The following is a 22,607-nucleotide window of genomic DNA, read 5'->3' as shown; positions in this document are numbered from 1 at the left end:
GCCTTGAGTGGCACTTATAGACCAAGTCGCTGCGTAGCGCCCGCTAAGTTCTGCGAACCGACACGCAGCATCAGCTTATCTGCGGCGAAATGACGACAGAATGACGTCGCCCGAAGTTGCGCTGCGGCATCGAATCTCACCCAAGCGTGAGGGACAGGACTCGGAAATAGGCGTACGCTTTGCATTCAGCTCGCGATGCCTTCCGGAATTCGCGTCTGGTCGGACTCGCGAAACTCAAGAATGGCGGCCGCTCGCGCCGTTTGCAGGCGCCGAATTCGGCCGCTCGGCAAGGGAGCTAGCGACCATGGCCACACTCTACCCGGGCAATGTCCCCACGATGGGCGGGACCGCAGATGCGGCCGGACCGGTGATCCGAACCATCCAACTGTCCGATCTGCACGATGCGCTCCGGCGCGGCTGGGAGGATTTCAAGGCCGTTCCGAGCCACGCCATCATCCTCTGCGTGATCTATCCGGTGCTCGGCCTCGTGCTCGCCCGCGTGGTGATGGGCTATTCAGTGCTGCCATTGTTGTTTCCGCTTGCCGCCGGCTTCGCGCTGATCGGCCCCTTCGCGGCGCTCGGTCTCTACGAGCTCTCCAGCCGGCGCGAACGCTATGAAGAAGCGACCGCCTGGGACGCCATGGAGGTGCTGCGCTCGCCCTCGTTCGGCGCGATGCTCGGCCTCGGCGCGCTGCTGCTTGCTCTGTTCGTGACCTGGGTTGCAACCGCGCAAGCGATCTACGTCGCGGCGTTCGGCTATGAGGGCGTCACCGGCATCTCGGACTTCATGACGCGTGTGCTGACGACGCAGCAGGGCTGGTGGCTGATCGTGGTCGGTTGCGGCACCGGCTTCCTGTTCGCGCTCGCCGCGCTCTGCCTCAGCGCCGTGTCGTTCCCGCTGATGCTGGACCGCCATGCCGGCGCGCTCGAGGCGATGAGCACCTCGCTGCGCGTTGTCGCGAGGAACCCGGTGCCGATGGCGGCCTGGGGCCTGATCGTGGCGGTGCTGCTCGCGCTCGGCACCATTCCCGCCTTCCTCGGCCTTGCCGTGGTGATCCCCCTGCTCGGCCATGCCACCTGGCATCTCTACCGCAAGGTGATCGTCTCGGAGCCCGGCGCACGTCCGCTGCCGCCCCCACCACAGCGTCCGCGCAAGCCGGCTGCCGACTTCCCGGCCAACCTCTTCCCCTGGCGGAACAGGACAGACGCCTGACGATATCGTGACATGCGATCCTGCCGATCTTGAGCTTGAATTCGGCTCGGGCAGGATCGCACCCTGCCGCACGCCTTGCTTTGGCCGCGGTTCCGACCGAGATTGCGCCACCGGTCAGATCGCTTCACGGAATTCATTTACTCGAATGACCTCGACGATTTCTCGTCTCGCTCTCGCAGCCTTCGCCATCTCCGCGTCAATCCTGTCCGCCCAGCCAGCGTTCGCCGCGGTTGCTTGCGGCTCGGGTAATTTCGATGCCTGGCTTGCGGAGCTCAAAACCGACGCCGCGGCCAAGGGCATCTCACAACAGGCCATTGCCACGGGCCTTGCCGGCGTGACGCTGGATCCGAGCGTGCTCAACCGCGACCGCTCGCAAAAGGTCTTCAGCCAGACCTTCGAGGAGTTTTCCGGACGCATGGTGCCGCCGCGCCTGCAGCGCGGCTCTGACAAGATGAAGCAATACGGCTCCGTGCTGTCGCGCATCGAGCAGGCCTATGGCGTTCCCGGCGAAGTCCTGGTCGCGATCTGGGGCCTGGAGACCGATTACGGCGTCAACACCGGCAAGTTCGCCACGATCCGCTCGCTCGCGACGCTGGCCTATGATTGCCGGCGGTCCGAGCTGTTTCGCGCCGAGCTGATGGATGCGCTGCGCATCGTCCAGCGCGGCGATCTGGCACCAGCCGAGATGAAGGGCGCCTGGGCCGGTGAGCTCGGCCAGACCCAGTTCATGCCCTCGTCCTGGATGAAATACGCCGTCGATTTCGACGGCAACGGCAAGCGCGACCTCCTGCACAACGCGCCCGACGTGCTCGCCTCCACCGCCAATTATCTCGCCGGCTATGGCTGGCAGAAGGGCAAGGACTGGCAGCCGGGCAGTCCGAACTTCGAGGTGCTCAAGCAGTGGAACAAGAGCGAGGTCTATTCCAAGACCATCGCCTACTTCGCCGCCCAGCTCGCTCGCGCTCCCTAACCCTTATCGGATTTATCGGGCCGGGCGTTCCGCCGAATCATCCGACTGCCCTCTCCCCACCCTTTCCTTGCCAATCCCTGCGCTCGCCTCGCCGACGTGAGTCGGGCCTGCTCCCGAATCAAACTATGAACTGAATATTGGTTCACTTTACCTATGCGAATCACGCAGCCGAGACTTGGGTCAGGACGCTACTCGATTGGCCAACCGAGCCCTTGCGAGCAACTTATTTCCACAATGATCCAGATCAATGGGATGCACTTAACTCCGTGATTCCACGGAGCTTTCGCCCCGTCTTTCGACATTTGCGCGCAAGCTCTGTGCAGGAGCGCCCTCCGGTTAATCGTCCGTTACCTTCGCTATGCGCCCATCGCTTAGCTGCATCGCAACATCGGAACTTTCGCACTGCACCACCCTGATCTATATTCATTTCAACGATGAGGCCCGGGCAAGGGCTGAATCGAACTACAGGAGACTACCTATGCTGCTCTCGCTCATCCGCATGATCCAGGCCTTCCGGGACTATCAGCGCAATGTTGCCGAGCTGTCCCAGCTCAGCGATCGCGAACTGGCCGATATCGGCCTCGATCGCTCGGACATCCCGCGCGTTGCCGCCGGTCAGTATCAGGGCTGAAATCGTTCAGCCCTCAACCGGACGAACCGATAGCGCCCGCCTCGTGCGGGCGTTGTCGTTTCCGGAGGCAGAAAACTCGATCTCGGCGATTCCACTGGCCACCGAAAAGCGCTACCTGTCCGCCCCATGACAGGACCCCTATCCAACCCCGTGCACGTGATCGGCGCCGGCCTTGCCGGCTCTGAAGCCGCCTGGCAGGTGGCGAAAGCCGGCGTGCCCGTGGTGCTGCACGAGATGCGGCCGACCCGCATGACCGAGGCGCACCGCACCGACGGGCTCGCCGAGCTCGTCTGCTCCAATTCGTTCCGCTCGGACGATGCCGCCAACAACGCCGTCGGCCTGCTGCATGCGGAGATGCGCCGCCTCGGCTCGCTGATCATGCGCGCGGCCGATGCCAACCAGGTGCCCGCCGGCGGCGCGCTGGCGGTCGACCGCGACGGCTTCTCGGCTGCGGTCACAAAGGCTCTCAACGACCATCCCCTGATCGAGATCGCCCGCGGCGAGGTTGCAGGCCTGCCGCCGGCCGACTGGAGCAACGTCATCGTTGCCACCGGTCCGCTCACCTCCGCTCCCCTGGCCGAGGCCATCCGCGCGCTGACCGACGAGAACGCGCTCGCCTTCTTCGACGCGATCGCACCGATCGTGCACCGCGAGTCCATCGACATGTCGGTGGCCTGGTTCCAGTCGCGCTACGACAAGGTCGGTCCCGGCGGCAACGGCGCCGACTACATCAACTGCCCGATGACCAAGGAGCAGTATGACGGCTTCGTCGCCGCGCTGATCGCGGGCGAGAAAACCGAGTTCAAGGAGTGGGAGACCAACACGCCCTATTTCGACGGCTGCCTGCCGATCGAGGTGATGGCGGAGCGCGGCCCCGAGACGCTGCGCCACGGCCCGATGAAGCCGGTCGGCCTCACCAACCCGCATGATCCTGCCACCAAGGCCTACGCGATCGTGCAGCTGCGCCAGGACAACAAGCTCGGCACGCTCTACAACATCGTCGGCTTCCAGACGAAGCTGAAATACGGCGAGCAGCAGCGCATCTTCCGCACCATTCCGGGGCTGGAGAACGCCGAATTCGCCCGCCTCGGCGGCCTGCATCGCAACACCTTCCTGAACTCGCCAAAACTGCTCGACAATCAGTTGCGCCTGCGCGCGCAGCCGCGGCTGCGCTTTGCCGGCCAGATGACGGGCTGCGAGGGCTATGTGGAATCGGCCAGCGTCGGCCTGATCGCCGGTCTCTATGCGGCTGCAGAGGCGCGCGGCGAGGCGCTTGTTGGCCCGCCCGGCACGACCGCGCTCGGCGCGCTGCTCGGCCACATCACCGGCGGCCATATCGAAACCATCGAGCCGGGCACGCGCTCGTTCCAACCGATGAACATCAATTTCGGCCTGTTCCCGCCGCTCGCGACCGTGCCGACCAAGAAGCCCGACGGCACGCGGCTGCGCGGCAACGAGAAGACGGTGGCCAAGAAGCAGGCGCTGAGCGCACGGGCGCTCGCCGATCTCGATCGCTGGATCGCCGATCACCTGCGCATGGCCGCCGCCGCGTGAGCTTTCGATGAGCCTCCCCAAAGACGACGCCGCAGCGCTTTCGGCGCGCTGGACCGAGGGCGTGCTGCTCAAGCGCGACGTGTTCTCGACCGTCGAGCGCGGCCGCTTCCGCGGCGAGAACGGCGAGGTCGACGCCGTGCTGCGCCGGCTCGACGAAGTGCCGTGGTGGTCGTTCCTGCTGGCGCGGCATCTGTTCGCCCGCGAGAAGCATGCTCTGGCGCGCGCCAAGGGCCTCGATGTCGGCCCCGAGCTGCTCTGGGCCGGACAGCGCGCCCTGGTGCGCGGCTTCGTCGACGGCGCCGCACTGCATCTGGCAAAGCCCCATGGCGACCTCGCCTATTTCCGTTCGGCCAAGGCGGCGCTGCGCCGGCTGCGCCGTGCCGGGATCTGCCACAACGATCTCGCCAAGGAGCAGAACTGGCTGGTCGGTCGCGACGGACGCGCCTATGTGACCGACTTCCAGCTCGCGGCCTGCTTCGCGCACCGCGGCCGGCTCTACCGCATTCTCGCTTACGAGGATCTTCGGCATCTGCTCAAGCACAAGCGCTCCTATGCACCGGAAGCGCTGACACCGCGCGAGCGAAAGATCCTCGCCAAGAAGTCCTTTGCCGCGAGCCTGTGGCTCGCCACCGGCAAGAAGGTCTACCGCGCCATCACGCGCGGCCTGTTCAACTTCACCGACCGCGAAGGCGGCGGCCGCCGGCTGGTCAATGATGCGCCGGTGCTGACCGCGTTGATCCGCAAAAATCCGGCCGTGCGCGATACCGCCATCGTCGCCTTCGCCGACCGCCGCTCCGGTGTCGGGCTCTATGCCTTCGTCGAGGCGGACCAGGCCACGCTCGAAGGCCAGTTGCGCAACGAGCTGACGGCCGCAAAGGGGCCGAAGCCGCCGGAACACATCCAGGTCGTGCACGCGCTGCCGCGCGACACCAGCGGCAAGCCCCGCACCGAGATCCTGCAACTGGTTGCCATGAACCAGCTCGATCTGATCGAGCCGATGATGAAGAACGACCAGGACCGCGCCTTTCTCAAGGACATCCTGGAACAGCGAAAAAACCTGCGCGACCGCTTCAACTTCGAGGCGGATCTGCCAACAGGCTGACGGGTGCCCCGCGCCTTGAAGCGTCCACATTGACGATAGAGAAGCGGTCGGATCATTTCGGGCGTGCGGGATCATGGGCATTGGGGGACGATGATGCGTCGTGTCGTTGGCGGCCTGATCGCGGGCTTCCTGCTGCTCATAGCCGCGCCGGCAATGGCGGACTCGCCCGCCGAGCTGATCTCGAACTTCCGCCTCAAGCACGGAGAAGTCCGTGTCGTCCGCGATGCCGTCCTCGACCGCATCGCCATGGACCAGGCCCGCGCGATGGCCGCCAAGGACAATCTCAGCCATGACGCCCTCGGACCGTTCAACCGCCGCGTCGCGCCGGCCGGCGCGGGCCGCGCCGCCGAGAACATCGCCTACGGCTACGACAATTTCGATAAGACCCTGGGACAGTGGATCGACTCGTCCGGCCACCGCAAGAACCTGTTGCTGCACAACGCCTCCCGCGTCGGCATCGCCAGCGCCAAGAACGCCAGCGGCAAGCGCACCTACTGGGCCATGGTGATCGCGGGCGACTACGAGCCCAAGGGCAAGGGCAAGAAGAAGGACAAGGAGCCCGTCGTTGCCGTGAAGCGCGAGGCTGCGCCCGCGAGCAAGCCGAAATCCAGCAGCTGTCATATCAAGCTGCTCAGCCTCTGCATCTGAGGCGAGCCGGGCTATCTTGCTCAGGCTCGGCAACGCGCCTAATTCAGGCACGAGATCGCAAGAAGCGGAGACCAGCACTTGATCGACCTCGACCGAATACGCGCCGACACGCCGGCCGCCTCGCGGCTCGCATATCTCCACAATGCAGGCTCTGCCCTGATGCCGGCGCCGGTTGTCGCGGCGATCAAGGGACACATCGATCTGGAAAGCGAGATCGGAGGTTATGCCGCCGCCGATCGCGAAGCCGACCGGCTCGACTCGGTCTACAGCTCGGTGGCGCGCCTGCTCAATGCTGCGCCCGACGAGATCGCGCTGGTGGAGAACGCGACGGTAGCCTGGCAGATGGCGTTCTATTCGCTTCCGTTTCGGAAAGGAGATCGCATCCTGACCGCCGAAGCGGAATACGCCGCCAATTATGTTGCCTTCCTTCAGATCGCCAAGCGCACCGGCGCGGTCATCGACGTGGTGCCGAGCGATGCCAGCGGCGAGCTCGACGTCGGCGCGCTCGAACGGATGATCGACGAGCGGGTGAAACTGATCGCGATCACCTGGGTTCCGACCAATGGCGGGCTGGTCAATCCGGCAGCGGCGATCGGCAGGATCGCGCGGACGCACGGCATTGCCTATCTGCTCGACGCCTGTCAGGCGGTCGGCCAGATGGAAGTCGACGTCGATGCCATCGGCTGTGACATGCTGTCCGCCACGGGACGCAAATTCCTGCGCGGCCCGCGCGGCACCGGCTTTCTCTATGTCCGCCGCGCGATGCTGCAACGGCTCGAGCCGCCGATGATCGACCACTTTGCCGCCCCCTGGGTCTCCCGGGACGCCTATCAACTGCGGGACGATGCCCGCCGCTTCGAGACCTGGGAGAACAACTACGCGGCCCGGCTTGGCTTGGGCGCGGCCGTCGACTACGCCCTCGAGATCGGCATCGCTCCGATCGAACAACGCTGCCGCCTGCTTGCCGGCCGCCTCCGCAGCGGCCTTGCGGCTCTTGCCGGCGTCACCATTCGCGACCTCGGACGCGCGCCGGGCGCCATCGTCAGCTTCACCATGGACGGGCATGAGGCGGACGCCGTTGTCGCCAGCGCCGCGGCGGCCGGCATCACGATAGGCGCCTCGGATCCGTCGAGCACGCGCATCGATGCCGAGCTTCGCGCGTTGCCGCATGTGGTGCGGGCGTCACCGCATTATTACAACACGGAAGCCGAGATCGACAGGTTGGTCGAGCATCTGGCGGGTCTGGCTTCGCGATAGGAGAAACGTGCCGCTCACGTACAGCGCGCGCTCAATCCGGATGCGCTGAGCCTGGCCATCACCTCGTCGAGATGCGCAGCATCGCGGGTCTCGATGACGAGCTGCAGCAGCGTCGCCTTGGCCGGCAGCTCGGAGAAGGTGCGCTGGTGCGAGACCTCGATGATATTGGCACCGGCTTCGGCGAGCAGCGCGGCCACCGCGGCCAATTGTCCGGGTCTGTCAGGGATATCGAGCGAGAGCTGGGTCAGCCGCCCTTCGCGCGCGAGCTCGCGCGTGAGAACGGATGCGATCAGCCGCGTGTCGATATTGCCGCCGCTCAGGACGAGGCCGACCTTCTGGCCGGCAAAGCGGGGCGGATCGGACATCAGCGCGGCGAGGCCGGCGGCGCCGGCGCCCTCGACGACGGTCTTCTCGATCGAGATCAGGGTCGCTACCGCGCGCTCGAGCTCGGCTTCGTTCACCAGCGCAATGTCGTCGACGAGGCGGCGGACGATTTCGGTGGTGATCTTGCCCGGCGATTTCACCGCGATGCCTTCGGCGAGAGTATCGCCGCGCGCCGGCAGATTGCCGCCGTGAATGGCGTTGTACATCGAAGGATAGAGCCAGGCCTCTACGCCCAGGATTCGCAATGACGGCTTGATCGATTTCGCGGCGATAGCGATGCCGCTGATCAGGCCGCCGCCGCCGATGGGGACCACCAGCGTATCGAGCTCGGGGACCGCCCGCATCATCTCCAGCCCGACGGTGCCCTGCCCCGCGATCACGAGCGGATCGTCATAGGGGTGGACGAAGATCATGCCGCGGGCTTCGCCGTGGTGACGCGCGAACGCGGCCGCCTCCTCCAGCGTCGCGCCGGTGACGACCACTTCCGCGCCGTGATGCCTGGTGTTCTCGACCTTCACCATCGGCGTGCCGATCGGCATGACGATGGTGGCGGGAATGCCGAGGCGCTTGGCGTGATAAGCGACGCCCTGGGCGTGGTTTCCGGCGGACATGGCGATGACACCGCGCGCACGCTCCTCCGGCGTCAGGGCGGTGAGACGGTTGAGCGCGCCGCGCTCCTTGAACGACGAGGTGAACTGAAGGTTCTCGAATTTGAGCCAGATCTCGCAGCCGCAGATGCCGCTCAGCGTGCGGCTGTAGCTGCAGGGCGTCTCGACGACGGCGCCGCGAATGGTGTCGGCGGCGGCTTGAACGTCACCAGGTGCGACCGGAAAGCCGCTGAGATCGGGCGATGTGGTTTGGGACAATTCAGCCATGGGACAGCATAGAGCATCCGGCGGTTCGAGGCGATAAGCCAGCCGCTATTTGGTAAATTCCCGGGAACGTGAAGCCCGCCACAGCGTCCAGAGCGTGCGCAGCCGCGAGGTCGGCTGCAGCGCGAACGGATTTCGGCCGGGCTGCGACAGGCGCTTGAGATCCGCCTCGACCTGGCTCAGCGGCAGGAACGCCGGACGCACCGCTGCCGGCACGTCCGCCAGCAGCGACAAGGCCGTGGTCAAGTGCTGCTGCGCCTCGCCTGCAAGCTGCTCCAGCACGGCGCGCAGGTTCGGCGTCTCCTTGCCGGCAAACACGTCCTCCATCTGGCAGCCATGGCTCGCCAGCAGCTGCTGCGGCATGAACAGCTGCCGGTGCGAGGCATCGCGCGGCAGGTTCGTGATGACCTGCGCGATGCCCTGCGCCAGCCCCGCATGACGGGCGACATGTTCGACCGCCTCCGACGGCGGCGCCAGAATCCGCGCCGCCAGACCAAACAACGCCGAACAGGTCGCGGCCAGATAGCCCTCCAGCGCCGCCATGGTCGGCATCGGGTCGTTGTAGAGGTCGAACTGGTGCTCCTCGACCAGTAGCGACAGCGGTTCGACCGGCAAGTCGAAATCACGGATCACCTGCAGCAATTCGGCCGCGACCGGATTGCCCTCGGCGCTGCCGTGGACCAGGCCCGAGAACAGGTCGGTCCACCATTGAAAGCGGATCTCGCCGGGCAAGGGCTGGCTCACTTGGTCGCGGACGCGGACGATCTCGACATTGAAAGCGTAGAGCGCAAGCAGCGCCCGGCGCTCGGCGGCAGGCACGAACAGGGTCGCGGCATAGCGCGGAAAGTCGTGGCGGCGCACGAGATCGGCGCAGAAGCTGGCGGAATCGGGCGGCGGCGCGGCGCTGCTCATGTGCTGTTCATGGCACCGCGATCAGAGCAGCCGCAACCCGCCGCCGCTCGCCGATCATGATGTTGTAGGTGCGCACGGCAGGTCCGGTCTGCATCGTGTCCAGCACCACCCTCACCGCTTTCAAGGCCTGGCGCAGCTCCGGCGGCGGCAGCCAGGGTCCGGTTCCGGTGCCGATCAGGAGCGTGTCGATGCCGTTGGCGGCCGTGAACACCCGATCGAGCGAATAGCGGTCGATCTTCTGGGGATCCGTCACGTCCCAGGCCCAGATCGCGTCAGGCAGGCACAGCAGCGAGCCCCGGTGCGACATGCCGGCGAAGGCGAAGCCGCCCTTGCCATAGGCCTCGATCGGCGCCGAGCGCGGGAAATGGGGTGCGTTGGGATCGCCGGCCATGAGCTTGGTCCGAATGAGCTTACTGCCCTCGCCAACTCGTGCGGGGGCGTGCGGTTCGGATCATGCCTTGTTTTTCTTCGCCGGCGATGCCGTGTCCGGCGCATCCTCGCGATGCTCGCCGACGCCGAGATAGATCAGGATCGGGGCCGCGATGAAGATCGAGGTGTAGGTGCCGACCAGCACCACGCCGAACATCATCACCGCGGTGAAGCTGTGGATCGCGTGCCCGCCGAACAAGAGCAGCGCCAGCAGCGCCAGCGTCACCGTGAAGTGGGTGATGATCGAGCGCGACAGCGTCGAGTTGATGGATTCGTTGAGCAGCTGCGGCATCGGCATCTTCTTGTAGCGACGCAGCATTTCACGGATGCGGTCGTAGATGACGACGGTGTCGTTGAGCGAGTAACCCAGAATGGTCAGCAGCGCGGCGATGCTGGTCAGGTCGAAATCGACCTGGCTGATCGACATGAATCCGATCGTCAGCACGATGTCGTGCACGTTGGCGATCATGGCGCCCAGTGCGAACTGCCATTCGAACCGGAACCAGAGATAGATCAGGATCGAGACGATCGCGAGCATCAGGCCGACCATGCCGTAGGCCAGGAGCTCGCCGGCGACGCGCGGCCCGAGCACCTCGACACGACGGTATTCGATGGAATCACCGAGCGCGCTGCGCACCTTCTGCACGGCATCCTGCTGCGCCTTGTCGCCGCCGGGCTGTTCGGCAACGCGGATCAAGACATTCTCCGGGCCGCCAAATTGCTGCAGCTGGATTTCGCCAAGACGCAAGCCATCCAGCGTCGTGCGCATCGCCGCGATGTCGGCAGCGCCGGACTTCGCCCGCACCTCCAGCAGCGTGCCGCCCTTGAAGTCGATGCCGAGGTTCAGCCCGTGGGTGAAGAACAGCACGATGGCGACGATCGAGAGCGCCGCCGAGATCGGAAAGCTGATGCGGCGGAAGCGCGTGAAATCGAAATGCGTGTCGTCCGGGACGATACGCAGCGACGGCAGCACGCCGAGCGCGGCGACCACGGTGAGGACGGCAATCAGAATGCCAAGCCCGATGAGAACGTAATATGTCACGGTCTTAGCTCCTAGATCGGCACGCTCTGCGGCCGCTTCCACCGCACCCACCCCGCGACGATGAGCCGGGTCATGGTGAAGGCGGTGAACACCGTGGTGATGATGCCGATGCCCAGCGTCACGGCGAAGCCGCGCACCGGGCCGGTGCCGATGTAGAACAGCACCGCGGCGGCAATGAAGGTCGTGATGTTGGAATCGAGGATGGTCGCCAGCGCCCGCTTGAAGCCGGCGTCGATCGCCGAAATCGCGTTGCGGCCGCCGCGCAGCTCCTCACGGATGCGCTCGTAGATCAGCACGTTGGAGTCCACCGCGATGCCCACCGTGAGCACGATGCCGGCGATGCCGGGCAGCGTCAGCGTGGCGTTGAGCAGCGACAACAGGCCGAAGATCATGGCGACGTTGATGGCCACGGCGACGTTGGCGAACACCCCGAACAGCCGGTAGGTCAGCAGCATGAAGACGACGACGAGGATCGAGCCGACATAGGCCGCCAGCTCGCCCTTCTCGATCGAGTCCTGGCCGAGACCCGGACCGACAGTGCGCTCCTCGACCACGGTGAGCGGCGCCGGCAGCGCGCCGGCACGCATCAGGATCGCGAGATCGTTGGCGGACTGGACCGTGAAGCTGCCCGAGATCTGGCCCTGACCGCCCGTAATCGGCTCGTTGATCCGGGGCGCGGAGATCACCTTGTTGTCGAGCACGATCGCAAAGGGCAGCCCGACATTCTCTTGCGTGGCCTGCGCGAATTTGCGCGCGCCCGAAGTATTGAACTTGAAGCTGACGACCGGCTCACTCGTACGCTGGTCGAAGGTTGCCTGGGCATCGATCAAATCGCCGCCGGCGACCAGGACCTGCTTCTTGACCACATAGGGCGTCGGCGGCGGCGACGCGCTCATCAGCAGCTCGGATTCCGGCGGCAACCTGCCCTGCTGCGCCTGGTCCGGCGACACGGTCGTGTCGACCATGCGGAATTCCATCTTCGCGGTCTCGCCGAGCAGCTTCTTCAGGCGGGTCGGATCCTGCAGGCCGGGGACCTGCACCAGGATGCGGTCATTGCCCTGGCGCTGGATCACGGGCTCGACGGTGCCGAGCTCGTTGACGCGGCGCTCGACGATCTGGATCGACTGCTCGATGGTCTTGCGCAGACGATCGAGCATTGCGGCCTGCGGGACGCTGAGGCGGATCAACCCGCCACCGGCATCCGTCACCTCGAGGTCGCGCTGACCGCTGGATCCCATCAGGCCGCCCAGCGGCTGAGACAATTCGCGCAGCTTGCCGAGCGCCGTCTGGACGTCGGATTCCTTGGTGATGCGAACTTCGGCCGCATCGTTGCGCACGATGACGCCGCCAGTGAAGCCGATCTTGGCATCGCGCAGCGTCCGGCGGACGTCGTCGCGGACCTGGTCGAGCCGTTCCTTCTTCACGTAGTTGGAGTCGACCTCGAGCAGCAGGTAGGAGCCGCCCTGGAGGTCGAGGCCGAGCACGATCCGGCGCTGCGCCCATGCCGGCCAGGTCTTGACCTGGGCCTCGGGGAAGAAGTTCGGGACCGCGCAGAGGCACACGATCAGCGCCGTCAGGATGATCCCGAGCGCCTTCCACCGCGTGAAATACAACATCGACTGGACCTGTCAGATCAGGAGACTTGAGATGCTCGCGAACGCGCTCACTTCGACGCGGCGTCGTCCTTGGCGGCGTCCTTCGCGCTATCCTTGGATTCCTTCGCCGGCTCGCCCTTGGCACGCACGCCCGAGATCATCTGGCGCATCTGTCGCACCCGCACGCCGTCGGAAATCTCGAACTCGATCTGGTCGTCGTCGACGACCTTGGTGACCTTGCCGACGAGGCCGCCCGAGGTCACGACGGTGTCGCCACGCCGGATGTTCTTGACGAGGTCGGCGTGCTCGCGGACCTTCTTCTGCTGCGGACGCAGAATCAGGAAGTACATGATCACGAAGATCAGGGCGAACGGCAGCAGCGACATCAACATGCTGTTGGTGTCACCGGCGCCCGCAGCCTGGGCATACGCAGGGGTAATCAGCATTCGGACAATCCTCGTGGGAACGGGGGAAAACCGGTCAGGCCTTCAAAGGCGACCGGTTCGGTCAAATTCGCGCGGACTATAGCGGCCATTGCCCCAATTGCAACGCTGCCAGACCGCCCTTTTAGCCACCTTGCGGCGGCTCCTCAGGCCCGATAAGGCTGCGTTCTCAGGAACTTCGGACATGCCCAAAAACCTTAGCAAAAGCCCGGCCGGCAAAGGCCCCCGTACCCCTGCCGGAAAGCCGGCCCGCGTCGCGGCAAATCGCCCCAAGGGGACGATCAAGAGGACCGTCAAAGCCCCTCGCGAGGCAACGCCCAACCTCTCCCAGAAGCGCATCGTCCGCGCGCTGGAGACCATTGCGGCGCACCTCTCCGCCCAGGCCAAGCCGGCCGTCACCGCTGAGTCGTTCGAACGGGCAGATGCCTATGTCTGGCACCCCGACGGCCGCCTCGCGCCCGTGCCGCGGGTCAGCCGCGTCGAGCTGTTCCTGCTCAAGGGCATCGACCGGATGCGCGACATCCTGATGGAGAACACCGAGCGGTTCGCAGCCGGCCTGCCCGCCAACAACGCCCTGCTCTGGGGCGCGCGCGGCATGGGCAAATCGTCGCTGGTGAAGGCCGCGCATGCCAGCATCAACGCGGACCGCAAGCTGGCTGACCGACTGAAGCTGGTCGAGATTCACCGCGAGGACATCGAAACGCTGCCCACGCTGATGGAGAAGCTCCGCGACGCCAGCTTCCGCTTCATCGTGTTCATCGACGACCTCTCCTTCGACGGCAATGACGCGTCCTACAAATCGCTCAAGGCCGTGCTCGAAGGCGGCATCGAGGGCCGTCCCGAGAATGTCATCCTCTACGCCACCTCCAACCGCCGTCACCTGCTGGCACGCGACATGATCGAGAACGAGCGCTCGACCGCGATCAATCCCGGCGAAGCCGTCGAGGAGAAGGTCTCACTGTCCGATCGCTTCGGCCTCTGGCTCGGCTTCCACCGTTGCAGCCAGGACGAATACCTCGCCATGGTGCGCGGCTATTGCGGCCATTTCGGCGTCAAGGTCGACGATGAGGCGCTGGAGCGCGAGGCGCTGGAATGGTCGACCACCCGCGGCTCACGCTCGGGCCGCGTCGCCTGGCAATTCGTGCAGGAGCTGGCGGGCCGACTGGGCGTGAGGCTCACGGCGCAGTAGCGGGAGCTGTCGCCCAACCCACAACTGTCATTCCCCGCGCAGGCGGGGAATCCAGTACGCCGCAGTTTATCGGCTAGGTCACAAGGTCTCTGGAATACTGGATCGCCCGCTCCAGTGCGCAACTGCGCACAAGGCGGGCGATGACACCGTTCGTATGGTGAGATCCCGGCGGCGCCTCACGCCCCATTCAGGAATTGAAGCGGATCAACCGGGCTCGATCCCTTGCGGATCTCAAAGTGGAGCTGCGGCGACGCCACCTCCCCGGATTGGCCCGACTTGGCAATGACCTGACCGCGCTTGATGGTGTCGCCGCGCTTCACCAACAGCTCACTCGCATGGGCATATGCGGTGACGTAGCCGTTGGAGTGCCGAACCAGAACCAGATTGCCGTAACCTTTCAGCTCGTTGCCGGAATAGGCGACGACGCCGTCTTCGGCCGCCTTGACCGGCGTCCCCTCGGGCACCGCGAGATTGATGCCGTCGTTGGACTTGCCGTTGGTCTTGGCGCCGTAGCTCGTGACCACCTTGCCGCGCACCGGCCAGCGGAAGGTCGGCAGCGCGCTGGTGGTCTCCGCAGCCTTGGCCGGGGCCTCGGCGGGCTTCTCTTCGACATTGGTGGTGGCCTGGGCGAGGCGCGCGCTCTGCACGGGCGCGCCGGCCGCGGCCATCTTGGTGGCGGGCGCGGGAGCGGCTGCAACGGGCTGCAGCGTGCCCGCAACCGGAGCGGCCGTGACAGGAGCTGCGGCAACCGGCGCCGCGGCGGCGGCGGTCTTTGCGCCGGGCACGGTCAGCTTGGCGCCGAGCTTGAGCTTGGCCGACGGATCGAGGCCGTTGGCACGGGCAAGATCAGCCGACGAGATATGGTTCTTGCGGGCAATGCTGGCGAGCGTGTCGCCACGATTGACGAAGTGAGTGCTCGGCGGCGCAGCCATGACGGCAACCGGCTTCGCTGCGGGAGCTGCCGCGACCGGAGTTGGCGCAGGAGCCGGCGCTGCCGCCGTCGCCGGATGCGGGATGATCAGCTGCTGACCGGGCGACAGCGCGCGCGGGCCCTTGTAGCCGTTGGCGGCGAGGATTGCCTGCGGCGTGACGTGATAACGCTTGGCGAGCACCTCCAGCGTATCGCTGGTGCCGACGATGATCTTGGTCCCGCCGGCCGGCTGGGCAGCCGCGACCGAGCGCGACGGCACGGTGGCCGTGGTCTCCAGACGCGGTTGCGCCGGCGGCGCGTAGGAGCCGACGCCGCGCCCGCCTCCGGACACCCCGCCACCTGCCGCAACGGGATAGGATTGCGGGGCGGAAACCGCCGGCGGCGGCAAAGGCTGCGACTGATACGAGCCGGGCTGGGTCTGCGGCCGCGCATATTGCGGCAACTCACGCTGCGGCGGCGGGGCCTGCTGCACCGTACCGGTCGCTTCGGAGGAGAAGGGATTGGAGAAATTCGACTGGGACAGCCGCGACGACATGTCGGCGCTGCACCCTGCGAAGCTGAAGGAGATCAGCGCCAGCACCGCGACCTGCGGTACGCGGCGCGAGTAAAGCAACTCGGCGACAGCGGACATGGTTACTCACTCGTACGCAACAGAACTGGTCTTTTAAGTAAACACGCACCGAGTAAATAACGGCTTAACCCTCCCAATAAGATATTGGCCGCACAGCCGATCCGGAAATCTACAGCTCCCGCGCCACCCCGGGCAGCGCCGGCACGAAGCGGACATCGACGAGTTCCTTGCGCTCGATCCCGGCCGCGCTGCGGGTCAGGCGGATCAGCGTCTGCACGCCCTGATGCGGGCCGACCGGCGCGATCAGGATGCCGCCAACCTCCAGCCGCTCGATCAGATTCTCCGGGATCTGCTCCATCGCGGCGGTGACGATGATGCGATCGAACGGGCCAATATTGGGCGGCAGATTGAGGCCGTCGCCAAGCATCACCTCGACATTGTGACAGCCGAGCTTTTCGAGCCTAGCGCGTGCGGTGTCCGCGAGCCTGCGATAGCGCTCGACCGTCAGGACCTGGCCGGCGAGCCGCGACAGCACGGCGGCCTGATAGCCGGAACCGGTGCCGATCTCGAGCACGCGGTGCTGCTTCTGGAGCTGCAACTGCTCGGTCATGTAGGCCACGACGAAGGGCTGGCTGATGGTCTGCCCGCAGGCGATCGGCAGCGCGCTGTCGCGGTAAGCCCCGTCGCGATCGGCCTCGTCGACGAATTGCTCGCGCGGCACCTCCTCCATGGTTCGCAGCACCGCCTGATCGCTGATGCCCCGACGCCTCAGCGTGAGCTGAAACATCATCTTTTCCGGCGGATGCTGATGGGAGGTCATTGCCTGCTTGTGCTGTCTTGGCCGGCCCGGCGGGCGTCAAGCCCGGGCAGGAGAATCGTGTTCCTGCTCAGGAACTCATGATAACGTTCGAGTGGAGCATTTGACCACAGATTGGCTTGCCGCGGGCGAACTGCGATGACCATTTTCAGGCACCCCTCGGTCGAAACGCACATTGCGTCAATTCGTGATATCTGCGAACGTTTTCGGCAATGGGCAAGGACTCAACCATGACCGCGACAGGGCTTTCCGGCCGCTCTGTGTTCCTCGTCGAGGACGAGGTGATGATCAGGATGATGGTCGCGGACATGCTCGAAGAGCTCGGCTACAAGGTCGCGGCCGAGGCGGGCGACATCAACGAGGCCATGCGGCTCGCCCAGGCAACCGATTTCGACATCGCCATTCTCGACGTCAACGTCAACGGCAAGGTCATCTCGCCGGTCGCCGACGTGATCAAGGCCAAGGGCTGCCCCTTCATCTTCGCCACCGGCTACGGCTCCTCCGGCCTGCCCGAGCAGTACCGCGACCGGCCGGCGCTCCAGAAGCCGTTTCAGCTCGACGCGCTCGGCAAGACCATTGAAGCCGCGCTCCGCGGCGGCGGATAGGCGCTATTTCAGCATTGCGCTGAGCTCTTCCGAAAACGCCTCATTGGTGCGATCGAGCCTGAGCGGGGTGACCGAGACGTAGCGCTCGCGCAGCGCCGCCAGATCGGTGCCGTCGGCCGGCGTGTCCATCATGGCGGCGCGCTCGAAGCCGATCCAGAAATAGGGATTGCCCCGGCCGTCCTTGCGCTCGTCGACCCGCAGGAAACCGAGATTGCGCTTGCCCTGGCGGGTGACGCGGATGCCGAGCACATCCTCCGGCGCGCAGGACGGGAAGTTGACGTTGATGACGGTGTCCTTCGGGATGCCGGCGGCAATCACCTTGCGCAGGATGTCAGGCCCGAACTTGCGCGCGGTGTCCCACGGCGGGCGCTCGCGGGTCTCGACGCTGAACTCCTGCGACAGCGCGAACGACGGCAGGCCCAGAATGGTGCCCTCCAGCGCGCCGGCGATGGTGCCGGAATAGACCACGTCCTCGGCAACGTTGCGGCCTTTGTTGACCCCGGAGAGCACGACGTCGGGCAGCTTGGGCCCAAGGATATGGCGCGCGCCCATGATGACGCAGTCGGTCGGCGTGCCGCGCACGGCAAAATGCCGAGGCCCGACTTCGCGCAGGCGCAACGGATCGTTCAACGACAGCGAATGCGACACGCCGGACTGGTCGAGCTCGGGTGCCACCACCCAGACGTCGTTGGACAGAGCGCGCGCGATCTCCTCCACGATCTGGAGGCCGGGAGCGTGGATGCCGTCGTCATTGGTGCAGAGAATGCGCATGCGAAAGGTTCGATTCCGGAAAAGCGGGGTCTGAGCCGTCTTATCCGGCTGGGGCCGATCAGGCAAACCGGGTGATTGCGGTCTGGCGGCAGGTTCCCGGCCAGGTCCCGTCAGCGGCGGATGCGCCATTGCGGCAAGAAGCGCGCCAGCCGGCCTTCCGCCCGCAGCCGCATTGCCGGTACGGCCGAACTCACGACGGGGGCCTCGATCACGCCAAGCGCCCTCAGCTGCGCGACGAACGGGTCCGACGCCGGCGCCTGCGGAAAGCGCTCGCGGGCCACCGTCAGCGCCTTGTCGAAATCGGCTGCATTCACCCCGGGCTTGGCCCGCCGGCTTTGCACGAGATGGTCGTCCCAGAGCCGTGCGATGTCGATGTCGAGCACGCCGCGCAGGCGCTGATCGACGGCCTGGATGCCGGCCCCCGTCACCGCCCATTGTCGACCGATCCAGAAGATGTCGCGGTGCAAGGCCATGAGGGGTGGGTTCGCGTTGAGGGGCCGGCAGGATAGCCGGCTGCCCGATCTTCGCAACGCGATTCTCGTCATGCCGCGTTTTCTTGACGCGAACCGGTATCCACTTCGCTCGAAAATGCTTTAGCCGCGCGCGATCACCTTCACCCCGCCCATATAGGGCTGGAGCACGTCGGGGACGGCGATCGAGCCGTCCTCCTGCTGATAGGTTTCCATCACGGCGATCAGCGCGCGGCCGACCGCGGTGCCGGAGCCGTTCAGCGTGTGCACGAAGCGCGGCTTGCCGTCGGGCCCGCGCGAGCGCGCATCCATGCGCCGCGCCTGGAAGTCGCCGCAGACCGAGCAGCTGGAGATCTCGCGGAACATGCCGCCCTCGCCCTGCCCGGGCATCCAGACCTCGATGTCATAGGTTTTTTGCGACGAGAAGCCCATGTCCCCCGCGCACAACGTCATCACGCGATAATGCAGGTCGAGTTTCTGCAGCACCTGCTCGGCGCAGGAAAGCATCCGCTCCAGCTCGTCCTTGCTGGTCTCCGGCGTCGTGATCGAGACCAGCTCGACCTTGGTGAACTGGTGCTGGCGGATCATGCCGCGCGTGTCGCGCCCGGCAGCTCCAGCCTCCGCGCGGAAGCAAGGCGTCAGCGCGGTGAGCCGCATCGGCAGCTGCTTCTCGTCGAGGATGGATTCTCGCGCGAGATTGGTGAGCGAGACTTCGGCGGTCGGGATGAGGCCGAGGCGCTCGGTCCTCAGCCGCTCCTGGTCGGGCGCAACGAGAAGCTCGCCCTTGATCGCCCAGAACTGATCGTCCTCGAATTTCGGCAATTGTCCGGTGCCGAACATCACTTCGTTGCGCACCAGCAGCGGCGGGTTGATCTCGGTATAGCCGTGCTCGGTGGTATGCAGGTCGAGCATGAACTGGCCGATCGCACGTTCGAGCCGCGCGAGGCCCTTCTTCAGCACCACGAAGCGCGCGCCGGAAAGCTTTGCCGCCGCCTCGAAGTCCATGTAGCCGAGCGCGGTGCCGAGATCGTCATGCAGCTTCGGCGCGAAATTGTAGTTGCGCTTGTTGCCGAACACGTGGCGCTGCACGTTGCCGTGCTCGTCGACACCATCGGGCACCTCGTCGAACGGAATGTTCGGGATCGCGGACAGCTCTTTCGTCAGCTCGTCGTCGGCGGCCTTCGCGGCGGCTTCGAGCTGCGGCATCGTGGTCTTGAGCTCGGCGACTTCGGCCATCAGCTTGGCCGCGCGCGCCTCGTCCTTGGCCTTCTTGGCGTCACCAATCTCCTTGGAGGCCGCATTGCGCCGCGCCTGTGCCTGCTCGGACGCGAGTATCGCCGCACGCCGCGTCTCGTCGATCGCGAGCAGCGCGGCCGACAATGGCTTCAGACCCCGCCGGGCGAGACCGGCGTCGAAGGCTTGCGGATTGTCGCGGATCGATTTGATGTCGTGCATGGCTGTCTTCCCGTCATGGCCGGGTTTATCCCGGCCATCCACGTATATGCCGCCTTAGATCAAGTCGTGGATGCCCGGGTCAAGCCCGGGCATGACGAATCATCGGCTGAGCAGCGACATGATAGAGCGAGAGCGCCCCTACTCCGCCGGATTGGCCGGTGTCGGCACGTCGGTGCCGGTGGCTGCTTGCGAGGCCGCGGCCTTCCTCTCCACCATGCCGACCGCGATGATCGAGCCCTCGTAGAGCGCCATCAGCGGAAACGCCAGGGAGCACTGGCTGAGAACGTCGGGCGGCGTCAGCACGGCGGCGATGACGAAGGCGATGACGATGAAATAGCGGCGCTTCTCGCGCAGCATCTTCGAGCTGACGATGCCGATCCGGCCGAGCAGCGTCAGGATCACCGGCAGCTGGAAGGCGATGCCGAAGGCGAAGATCAGCGACATCATCAGCGACAGATATTCGCCGACCTTGGGCAAGAGCTGAATCTGCGCGGTCTCGTCGCCGCCGGCCTGCTGCATGCCGAGCGAGAAGCGGACCAGCATCGGCAGCACGACGAAATAGACCAGCGCCGCGCCGAGTACGAAGAAGAACGGGGTCGCGACCAGGTACGGCAGGAAGGCCTGCTTCTCGTGCTTGTAGAGGCCGGGCGCGACGAATTTGTAGATCTGGGTCGCGACGATCGGGAACGAGATGAAGCCGGCCCCGAACAGCGCGAGCTTGAGCTGGGTGATGAAATATTCCAGCAGCGCCGTGTAGATGAACTTGGAGTTCTCGGGGCCCGCGATCCAGACGAACGGCCAGACCAGCACGTTGTAGATCTGCTTGGCGAAGAAAAAGCAGAAGATGAAAGCTATGCCAAAGCCGAGCAGCGCCTTGATCAGCCGCGAGCGCAGCTCGATCAGATGGTCCATCAGCGGGGCTTTGCTGGCCTCGATATCGGCGTCGGTCATGACGCTTTGGCGTCCTTGATCGCTTCGGAGGGCGCGGTGTCCTGCGCCACCATTGCCTGCTCGACCTCACGGGTGATCGCAAGCGGCTCGTCGGCAGCCGCATGCGCTTCGGCTTCCATGAAAGTCGCGGGCGTCGGCGCTTCCGGAGTGGTAGGAGTGACAGGCGCTTCACTTGAAGTCGCCGGAGGTTCGACAGCCGTGGTCGTCGGCGTCTCGGCGGGCTTGTCCAGCGCATCGACGCGGAGCGCGTCGCTGACGTCCTTCTGAAGCGAGGTCAGCGGATTGAAGCTGGTGGCAGCTTCCTTGACCTCGTCGAAGCTCTTCTTGAGGTCGGCCATCTCGGCCTCGCGCATCGCTTCCTGAAACTGGCCCTGGAATTCGGCGGCCATCTTGCGCGCCTTGCCCATCCATTGTCCGACCATGCGCAGCACACCCGGCAGCTCTTTCGGGCCGATGGCGATCAGGGCCACGACCCCGATCAGGACCAGTTCACTCCACCCGATGTCGAACATGAGGTCTTCCGTTCACGCGAAGCCGCAACCGGCCCAATCCCTTGCGCGCAGGATCGGGGCCGCCCTACCCACGTCTCGCGTGCTGCTTTCGGCTCAGACGGCCTTGCTGCCGACGTCGGTCCGCGCCGCGGTCGGTGCACCATTGTGCTCGATGGACTTGGCCGGCTCGGGCTTCTCGGCGGACTTGTCGTCGTCCTGCATGCCCTTCTTGAACGCCTTGATGCCTTGCGCCACGTCGCCCATCAGATCCGAAATCTTCCCGCGGCCGAACAGCAGCAGGACCACTGCGATCACCAGGATCCAGTGCCAAATGCTGAGAGAACCCATCCTGCAACCCTCCAAACGCGCATAGCCGGGGACCCGGCCGATCTTACCGAAACCTAGGCTTGGCAGGCCTCAAAAACAAGGACCAAGGCAGCGCCAATTCGCTGTCGGCGCTACGTAATCTTGCTAAGTGTTAACCGGTCGCAGGGGCCCGTAAGCGGACGGTATGTCAGTCCTCGGCGCCGCCTTTGCCGCCAGCCTCGCCGCCATCGTCATGGCCGCCCTCCGGCGCCGCGTCCGAAGTCTCGGGCTCGACCGCAGGCGCGAGCGCCAAATCGAGGTCATCGCCCGGTTCCAGCGGATCCTCATCCTCGCGCAACGTCGGATCGTCAGACGGTGTCGGCACGCTGAATCCGGTCGGCAGGCGCGAATCCAGGAGGCCCGTGCCCTTCAGCTCCTCGAGGCCCGGCAGATCGCCGAGCTGTTCCAGGGTGAACTGCGACAGGAAGTCCTCGGTGGTTCCAAAGGTCAGCGGACGGCCCGGCGTCTTGCGCCGGCCACGCGGCTTGATCCAGCCGGTCTCCAGCAGCACGTCGAGCGTGCCCTTCGAGGTGACGACGCCGCGGATCTCCTCGATCTCGGCGCGCGTCACCGGCTGGTGATAGGCGATGATCGCCAGCACCTCGATCGCGGCGCGCGACAGGCGGCGGGTCTCGGTGCTCTCCCGCGTCATCAGCCAGGCGAGATCGCCGGCCGTGCGGAAGGTCCATTTGTTGGCGACGCGGACGAGATTCACCCCGCGCAAGGAATAGTCGGCCTGGAGCTGTTCCAGCGCGGCCTTGACGTCGACCCCTTCGGGCATGCGCTTGGCCAGCGTCGCGGTGTCCAGCGGTTCACTCGAAGCGAACAGCAGCGCTTCCAGCAGCCGCAATTCCTCGGGACGCGCCTGGGATTCGTTCTCCATCGGCTCGGCCTCTTCTACCCGCACTTCAGCCAGGCTTGCCATGGTAGATTCTCCT

24 protein-coding genes are annotated in these 22,607 nt (G+C 65.6%); 9 read left to right on the top strand and 15 right to left on the bottom strand.

Features of this window, described 5'->3' with window-relative positions; translation table 11 throughout:
- Positions 1-304 precede the first annotated feature (304 nt).
- The 7 genes from D6B98_RS13575 to D6B98_RS13545 all read left to right on the top strand — a co-directional run bounded on the left by D6B98_RS13575 (position 305) and on the right by D6B98_RS13545 (position 7,375).
- Positions 305-1,213, top strand: coding sequence for a DUF2189 domain-containing protein (locus tag D6B98_RS13575; RefSeq protein WP_126257509.1), 909 nt, complete (start codon positions 305-307; stop codon positions 1,211-1,213).
- A gap of 145 nt (positions 1,214-1,358) precedes the next feature.
- Entirely contained in the window at positions 1,359-2,183 is an 825-nt protein-coding gene (locus D6B98_RS13570) for a lytic murein transglycosylase (RefSeq protein ID WP_126257508.1), read from the top strand.
- Positions 2,184-2,661: 478 nt separating this feature from the next.
- Entirely contained in the window at positions 2,662-2,814 is a 153-nt protein-coding gene (locus D6B98_RS13565) for a DUF1127 domain-containing protein (protein ID WP_007590701.1), read from the top strand.
- Positions 2,815-2,940: 126 nt separating this feature from the next.
- Positions 2,941-4,368, top strand: coding sequence for a methylenetetrahydrofolate--tRNA-(uracil(54)-C(5))-methyltransferase (FADH(2)-oxidizing) TrmFO (gene trmFO / locus D6B98_RS13560; RefSeq protein ID WP_126257507.1), 1,428 nt, complete (start codon positions 2,941-2,943; stop codon positions 4,366-4,368).
- Between the two features lie 7 nt (positions 4,369-4,375).
- Entirely contained in the window at positions 4,376-5,470 is a 1,095-nt protein-coding gene (locus D6B98_RS13555) for a serine/threonine protein kinase (RefSeq protein WP_164718581.1), read from the top strand.
- A gap of 93 nt (positions 5,471-5,563) precedes the next feature.
- Positions 5,564-6,118, top strand: a complete 555-nt coding sequence (locus D6B98_RS13550) for a CAP domain-containing protein (RefSeq protein ID WP_126257505.1) — start codon at positions 5,564-5,566, stop codon at positions 6,116-6,118.
- A 78-nt stretch (positions 6,119-6,196) separates the two neighbouring features.
- Positions 6,197-7,375: an aminotransferase class V-fold PLP-dependent enzyme gene (locus tag D6B98_RS13545; RefSeq protein WP_126257504.1), complete on the top strand. Its 1,179-nt coding sequence runs from the start codon at positions 6,197-6,199 to the stop codon at positions 7,373-7,375.
- A gap of 14 nt (positions 7,376-7,389) precedes the next feature.
- Here D6B98_RS13545 and D6B98_RS13540 read toward each other — a convergent pair whose 3' ends face one another.
- Genes D6B98_RS13540 through yajC form a run of 6 tightly spaced genes read right to left on the bottom strand, consistent with a single transcriptional unit; the run spans position 7,390 to position 13,055 of the window.
- On the bottom strand, positions 7,390-8,634 hold the full coding sequence (locus D6B98_RS13540) for a threonine ammonia-lyase (protein ID WP_126257503.1): 1,245 nt from the start codon (positions 8,632-8,634) through the stop codon (positions 7,390-7,392).
- Between the two features lie 45 nt (positions 8,635-8,679).
- Positions 8,680-9,543, bottom strand: coding sequence for a phytoene/squalene synthase family protein (locus tag D6B98_RS13535; RefSeq protein ID WP_126257502.1), 864 nt, complete (start codon positions 9,541-9,543; stop codon positions 8,680-8,682).
- Between the two features lie 7 nt (positions 9,544-9,550).
- Entirely contained in the window at positions 9,551-9,934 is a 384-nt protein-coding gene (locus D6B98_RS13530) for an Mth938-like domain-containing protein (protein WP_126257501.1), read from the bottom strand.
- 60 nt (positions 9,935-9,994) lie between these two features.
- A complete protein-coding gene (secF, locus tag D6B98_RS13525) occupies positions 9,995-11,014 on the bottom strand; it encodes a protein translocase subunit SecF (RefSeq protein ID WP_126257500.1) in 1,020 nt (339 codons plus the stop codon).
- Between the two features lie 11 nt (positions 11,015-11,025).
- The gene (gene secD, locus D6B98_RS13520) at positions 11,026-12,630 is read right to left on the bottom strand and encodes a protein translocase subunit SecD (RefSeq protein ID WP_126257499.1); all 1,605 of its coding nucleotides are present in this window, start codon (positions 12,628-12,630) and stop codon (positions 11,026-11,028) included.
- Between the two features lie 47 nt (positions 12,631-12,677).
- Positions 12,678-13,055 carry a preprotein translocase subunit YajC gene (yajC, locus tag D6B98_RS13515; protein WP_126257498.1) on the bottom strand — a complete coding sequence of 126 codons (378 nt, stop codon included), beginning with the start codon at positions 13,053-13,055 and terminating at the stop codon, positions 12,678-12,680.
- 181 nt (positions 13,056-13,236) lie between these two features.
- Here yajC and D6B98_RS13510 point away from each other — a divergent pair, with 181 nt between their 5' ends.
- Positions 13,237-14,241 carry an ATP-binding protein gene (locus D6B98_RS13510; RefSeq protein ID WP_126257497.1) on the top strand — a complete coding sequence of 335 codons (1,005 nt, stop codon included), beginning with the start codon at positions 13,237-13,239 and terminating at the stop codon, positions 14,239-14,241.
- 176 nt (positions 14,242-14,417) lie between these two features.
- Here D6B98_RS13510 and D6B98_RS13505 read toward each other — a convergent pair whose 3' ends face one another.
- Together D6B98_RS13505 and D6B98_RS13500 are read right to left on the bottom strand one after the other, a co-directional pair.
- Positions 14,418-15,803 carry a LysM peptidoglycan-binding domain-containing M23 family metallopeptidase gene (locus D6B98_RS13505; RefSeq protein WP_126257496.1) on the bottom strand — a complete coding sequence of 462 codons (1,386 nt, stop codon included), beginning with the start codon at positions 15,801-15,803 and terminating at the stop codon, positions 14,418-14,420.
- A gap of 109 nt (positions 15,804-15,912) precedes the next feature.
- Entirely contained in the window at positions 15,913-16,563 is a 651-nt protein-coding gene (locus tag D6B98_RS13500) for a protein-L-isoaspartate(D-aspartate) O-methyltransferase (protein WP_126257495.1), read from the bottom strand.
- A 227-nt stretch (positions 16,564-16,790) separates the two neighbouring features.
- Here D6B98_RS13500 and D6B98_RS13495 point away from each other — a divergent pair, with 227 nt between their 5' ends.
- A complete protein-coding gene (locus D6B98_RS13495; protein WP_126257494.1) occupies positions 16,791-17,165 on the top strand; it encodes a response regulator in 375 nt (124 codons plus the stop codon).
- Between the two features lie 3 nt (positions 17,166-17,168).
- Here D6B98_RS13495 and surE read toward each other — a convergent pair whose 3' ends face one another.
- The 7 genes from surE to scpB form a co-directional block, all read right to left on the bottom strand.
- Entirely contained in the window at positions 17,169-17,936 is a 768-nt protein-coding gene (gene surE / locus D6B98_RS13490) for a 5'/3'-nucleotidase SurE (RefSeq protein ID WP_126257493.1), read from the bottom strand.
- A gap of 110 nt (positions 17,937-18,046) precedes the next feature.
- Positions 18,047-18,409 (bottom strand): hypothetical protein, encoded by a 363-nt coding sequence (locus D6B98_RS13485; protein ID WP_126257492.1) that lies wholly within the window; start codon positions 18,407-18,409, stop codon positions 18,047-18,049.
- 120 nt (positions 18,410-18,529) lie between these two features.
- Positions 18,530-19,861, bottom strand: a complete 1,332-nt coding sequence (gene serS / locus D6B98_RS13480) for a serine--tRNA ligase (RefSeq protein ID WP_126257491.1) — start codon at positions 19,859-19,861, stop codon at positions 18,530-18,532.
- A gap of 138 nt (positions 19,862-19,999) precedes the next feature.
- Entirely contained in the window at positions 20,000-20,812 is an 813-nt protein-coding gene (tatC, locus tag D6B98_RS13475; RefSeq protein WP_126257490.1) for a twin-arginine translocase subunit TatC, read from the bottom strand.
- Entirely contained in the window at positions 20,809-21,324 is a 516-nt protein-coding gene (tatB, locus tag D6B98_RS13470; protein WP_126257489.1) for a Sec-independent protein translocase protein TatB, read from the bottom strand. The genes tatC and tatB overlap by 4 nt, the downstream gene beginning before the upstream one ends.
- Before the next feature lie 93 nt (positions 21,325-21,417).
- Entirely contained in the window at positions 21,418-21,651 is a 234-nt protein-coding gene (locus tag D6B98_RS13465) for a twin-arginine translocase TatA/TatE family subunit (protein ID WP_028136237.1), read from the bottom strand.
- Between the two features lie 166 nt (positions 21,652-21,817).
- Complete coding sequence (scpB, locus tag D6B98_RS13460) at positions 21,818-22,594, bottom strand: SMC-Scp complex subunit ScpB (protein WP_164718580.1); 777 nt, start codon at positions 22,592-22,594, stop codon at positions 21,818-21,820.
- Between the last annotated feature and the right edge of the window lie 13 nt (positions 22,595-22,607).

The organism is Bradyrhizobium sp. LVM 105, assembly GCF_003957705.1.
Taxonomy (GTDB): Bacteria; Pseudomonadota; Alphaproteobacteria; order Rhizobiales; family Xanthobacteraceae; genus Bradyrhizobium; species Bradyrhizobium frederickii.
Note: the sequence above shows the minus strand (reverse complement) of the source record. Positions and strands in the feature narration are given on the sequence as shown.

Bases quoted from the DNA above. Each gene is read 5' to 3' on its own strand.
- D6B98_RS13575 (WP_126257509.1), top strand. From the start codon at position 305: ATGGCCACACTCTACCCGGGCAATGTCCCCACGATGGGCGGGACCGCA.
- D6B98_RS13570 (WP_126257508.1), top strand. From the start codon at position 1,359: ATGACCTCGACGATTTCTCGTCTCGCTCTCGCAGCCTTCGCCATCTCC.
- D6B98_RS13565 (WP_007590701.1), top strand. From the start codon at position 2,662: ATGCTGCTCTCGCTCATCCGCATGATCCAGGCCTTCCGGGACTATCAG.
- trmFO (WP_126257507.1), top strand. From the start codon at position 2,941: ATGACAGGACCCCTATCCAACCCCGTGCACGTGATCGGCGCCGGCCTT.
- D6B98_RS13555 (WP_164718581.1), top strand. From the start codon at position 4,376: ATGAGCCTCCCCAAAGACGACGCCGCAGCGCTTTCGGCGCGCTGGACC.
- D6B98_RS13550 (WP_126257505.1), top strand. From the start codon at position 5,564: ATGCGTCGTGTCGTTGGCGGCCTGATCGCGGGCTTCCTGCTGCTCATA.
- D6B98_RS13540 (WP_126257503.1), bottom strand. From the start codon at position 8,634: ATGGCTGAATTGTCCCAAACCACATCGCCCGATCTCAGCGGCTTTCCG.
- D6B98_RS13535 (WP_126257502.1), bottom strand. From the start codon at position 9,543: ATGAGCAGCGCCGCGCCGCCGCCCGATTCCGCCAGCTTCTGCGCCGAT.
- D6B98_RS13530 (WP_126257501.1), bottom strand. From the start codon at position 9,934: ATGGCCGGCGATCCCAACGCACCCCATTTCCCGCGCTCGGCGCCGATC.
- secD (WP_126257499.1), bottom strand. From the start codon at position 12,630: ATGTTGTATTTCACGCGGTGGAAGGCGCTCGGGATCATCCTGACGGCG.
- yajC (WP_126257498.1), bottom strand. From the start codon at position 13,055: ATGCTGATTACCCCTGCGTATGCCCAGGCTGCGGGCGCCGGTGACACC.
- D6B98_RS13510 (WP_126257497.1), top strand. From the start codon at position 13,237: ATGCCCAAAAACCTTAGCAAAAGCCCGGCCGGCAAAGGCCCCCGTACC.
- D6B98_RS13505 (WP_126257496.1), bottom strand. From the start codon at position 15,803: ATGTCCGCTGTCGCCGAGTTGCTTTACTCGCGCCGCGTACCGCAGGTC.
- D6B98_RS13500 (WP_126257495.1), bottom strand. From the start codon at position 16,563: ATGACCTCCCATCAGCATCCGCCGGAAAAGATGATGTTTCAGCTCACG.
- D6B98_RS13495 (WP_126257494.1), top strand. From the start codon at position 16,791: ATGACCGCGACAGGGCTTTCCGGCCGCTCTGTGTTCCTCGTCGAGGAC.
- surE (WP_126257493.1), bottom strand. From the start codon at position 17,936: ATGCGCATTCTCTGCACCAATGACGACGGCATCCACGCTCCCGGCCTC.
- D6B98_RS13485 (WP_126257492.1), bottom strand. From the start codon at position 18,409: ATGGCCTTGCACCGCGACATCTTCTGGATCGGTCGACAATGGGCGGTG.
- serS (WP_126257491.1), bottom strand. From the start codon at position 19,861: ATGCACGACATCAAATCGATCCGCGACAATCCGCAAGCCTTCGACGCC.
- tatC (WP_126257490.1), bottom strand. From the start codon at position 20,812: ATGACCGACGCCGATATCGAGGCCAGCAAAGCCCCGCTGATGGACCAT.
- tatB (WP_126257489.1), bottom strand. From the start codon at position 21,324: ATGTTCGACATCGGGTGGAGTGAACTGGTCCTGATCGGGGTCGTGGCC.
- D6B98_RS13465 (WP_028136237.1), bottom strand. From the start codon at position 21,651: ATGGGTTCTCTCAGCATTTGGCACTGGATCCTGGTGATCGCAGTGGTC.
- scpB (WP_164718580.1), bottom strand. From the start codon at position 22,594: ATGGCAAGCCTGGCTGAAGTGCGGGTAGAAGAGGCCGAGCCGATGGAG.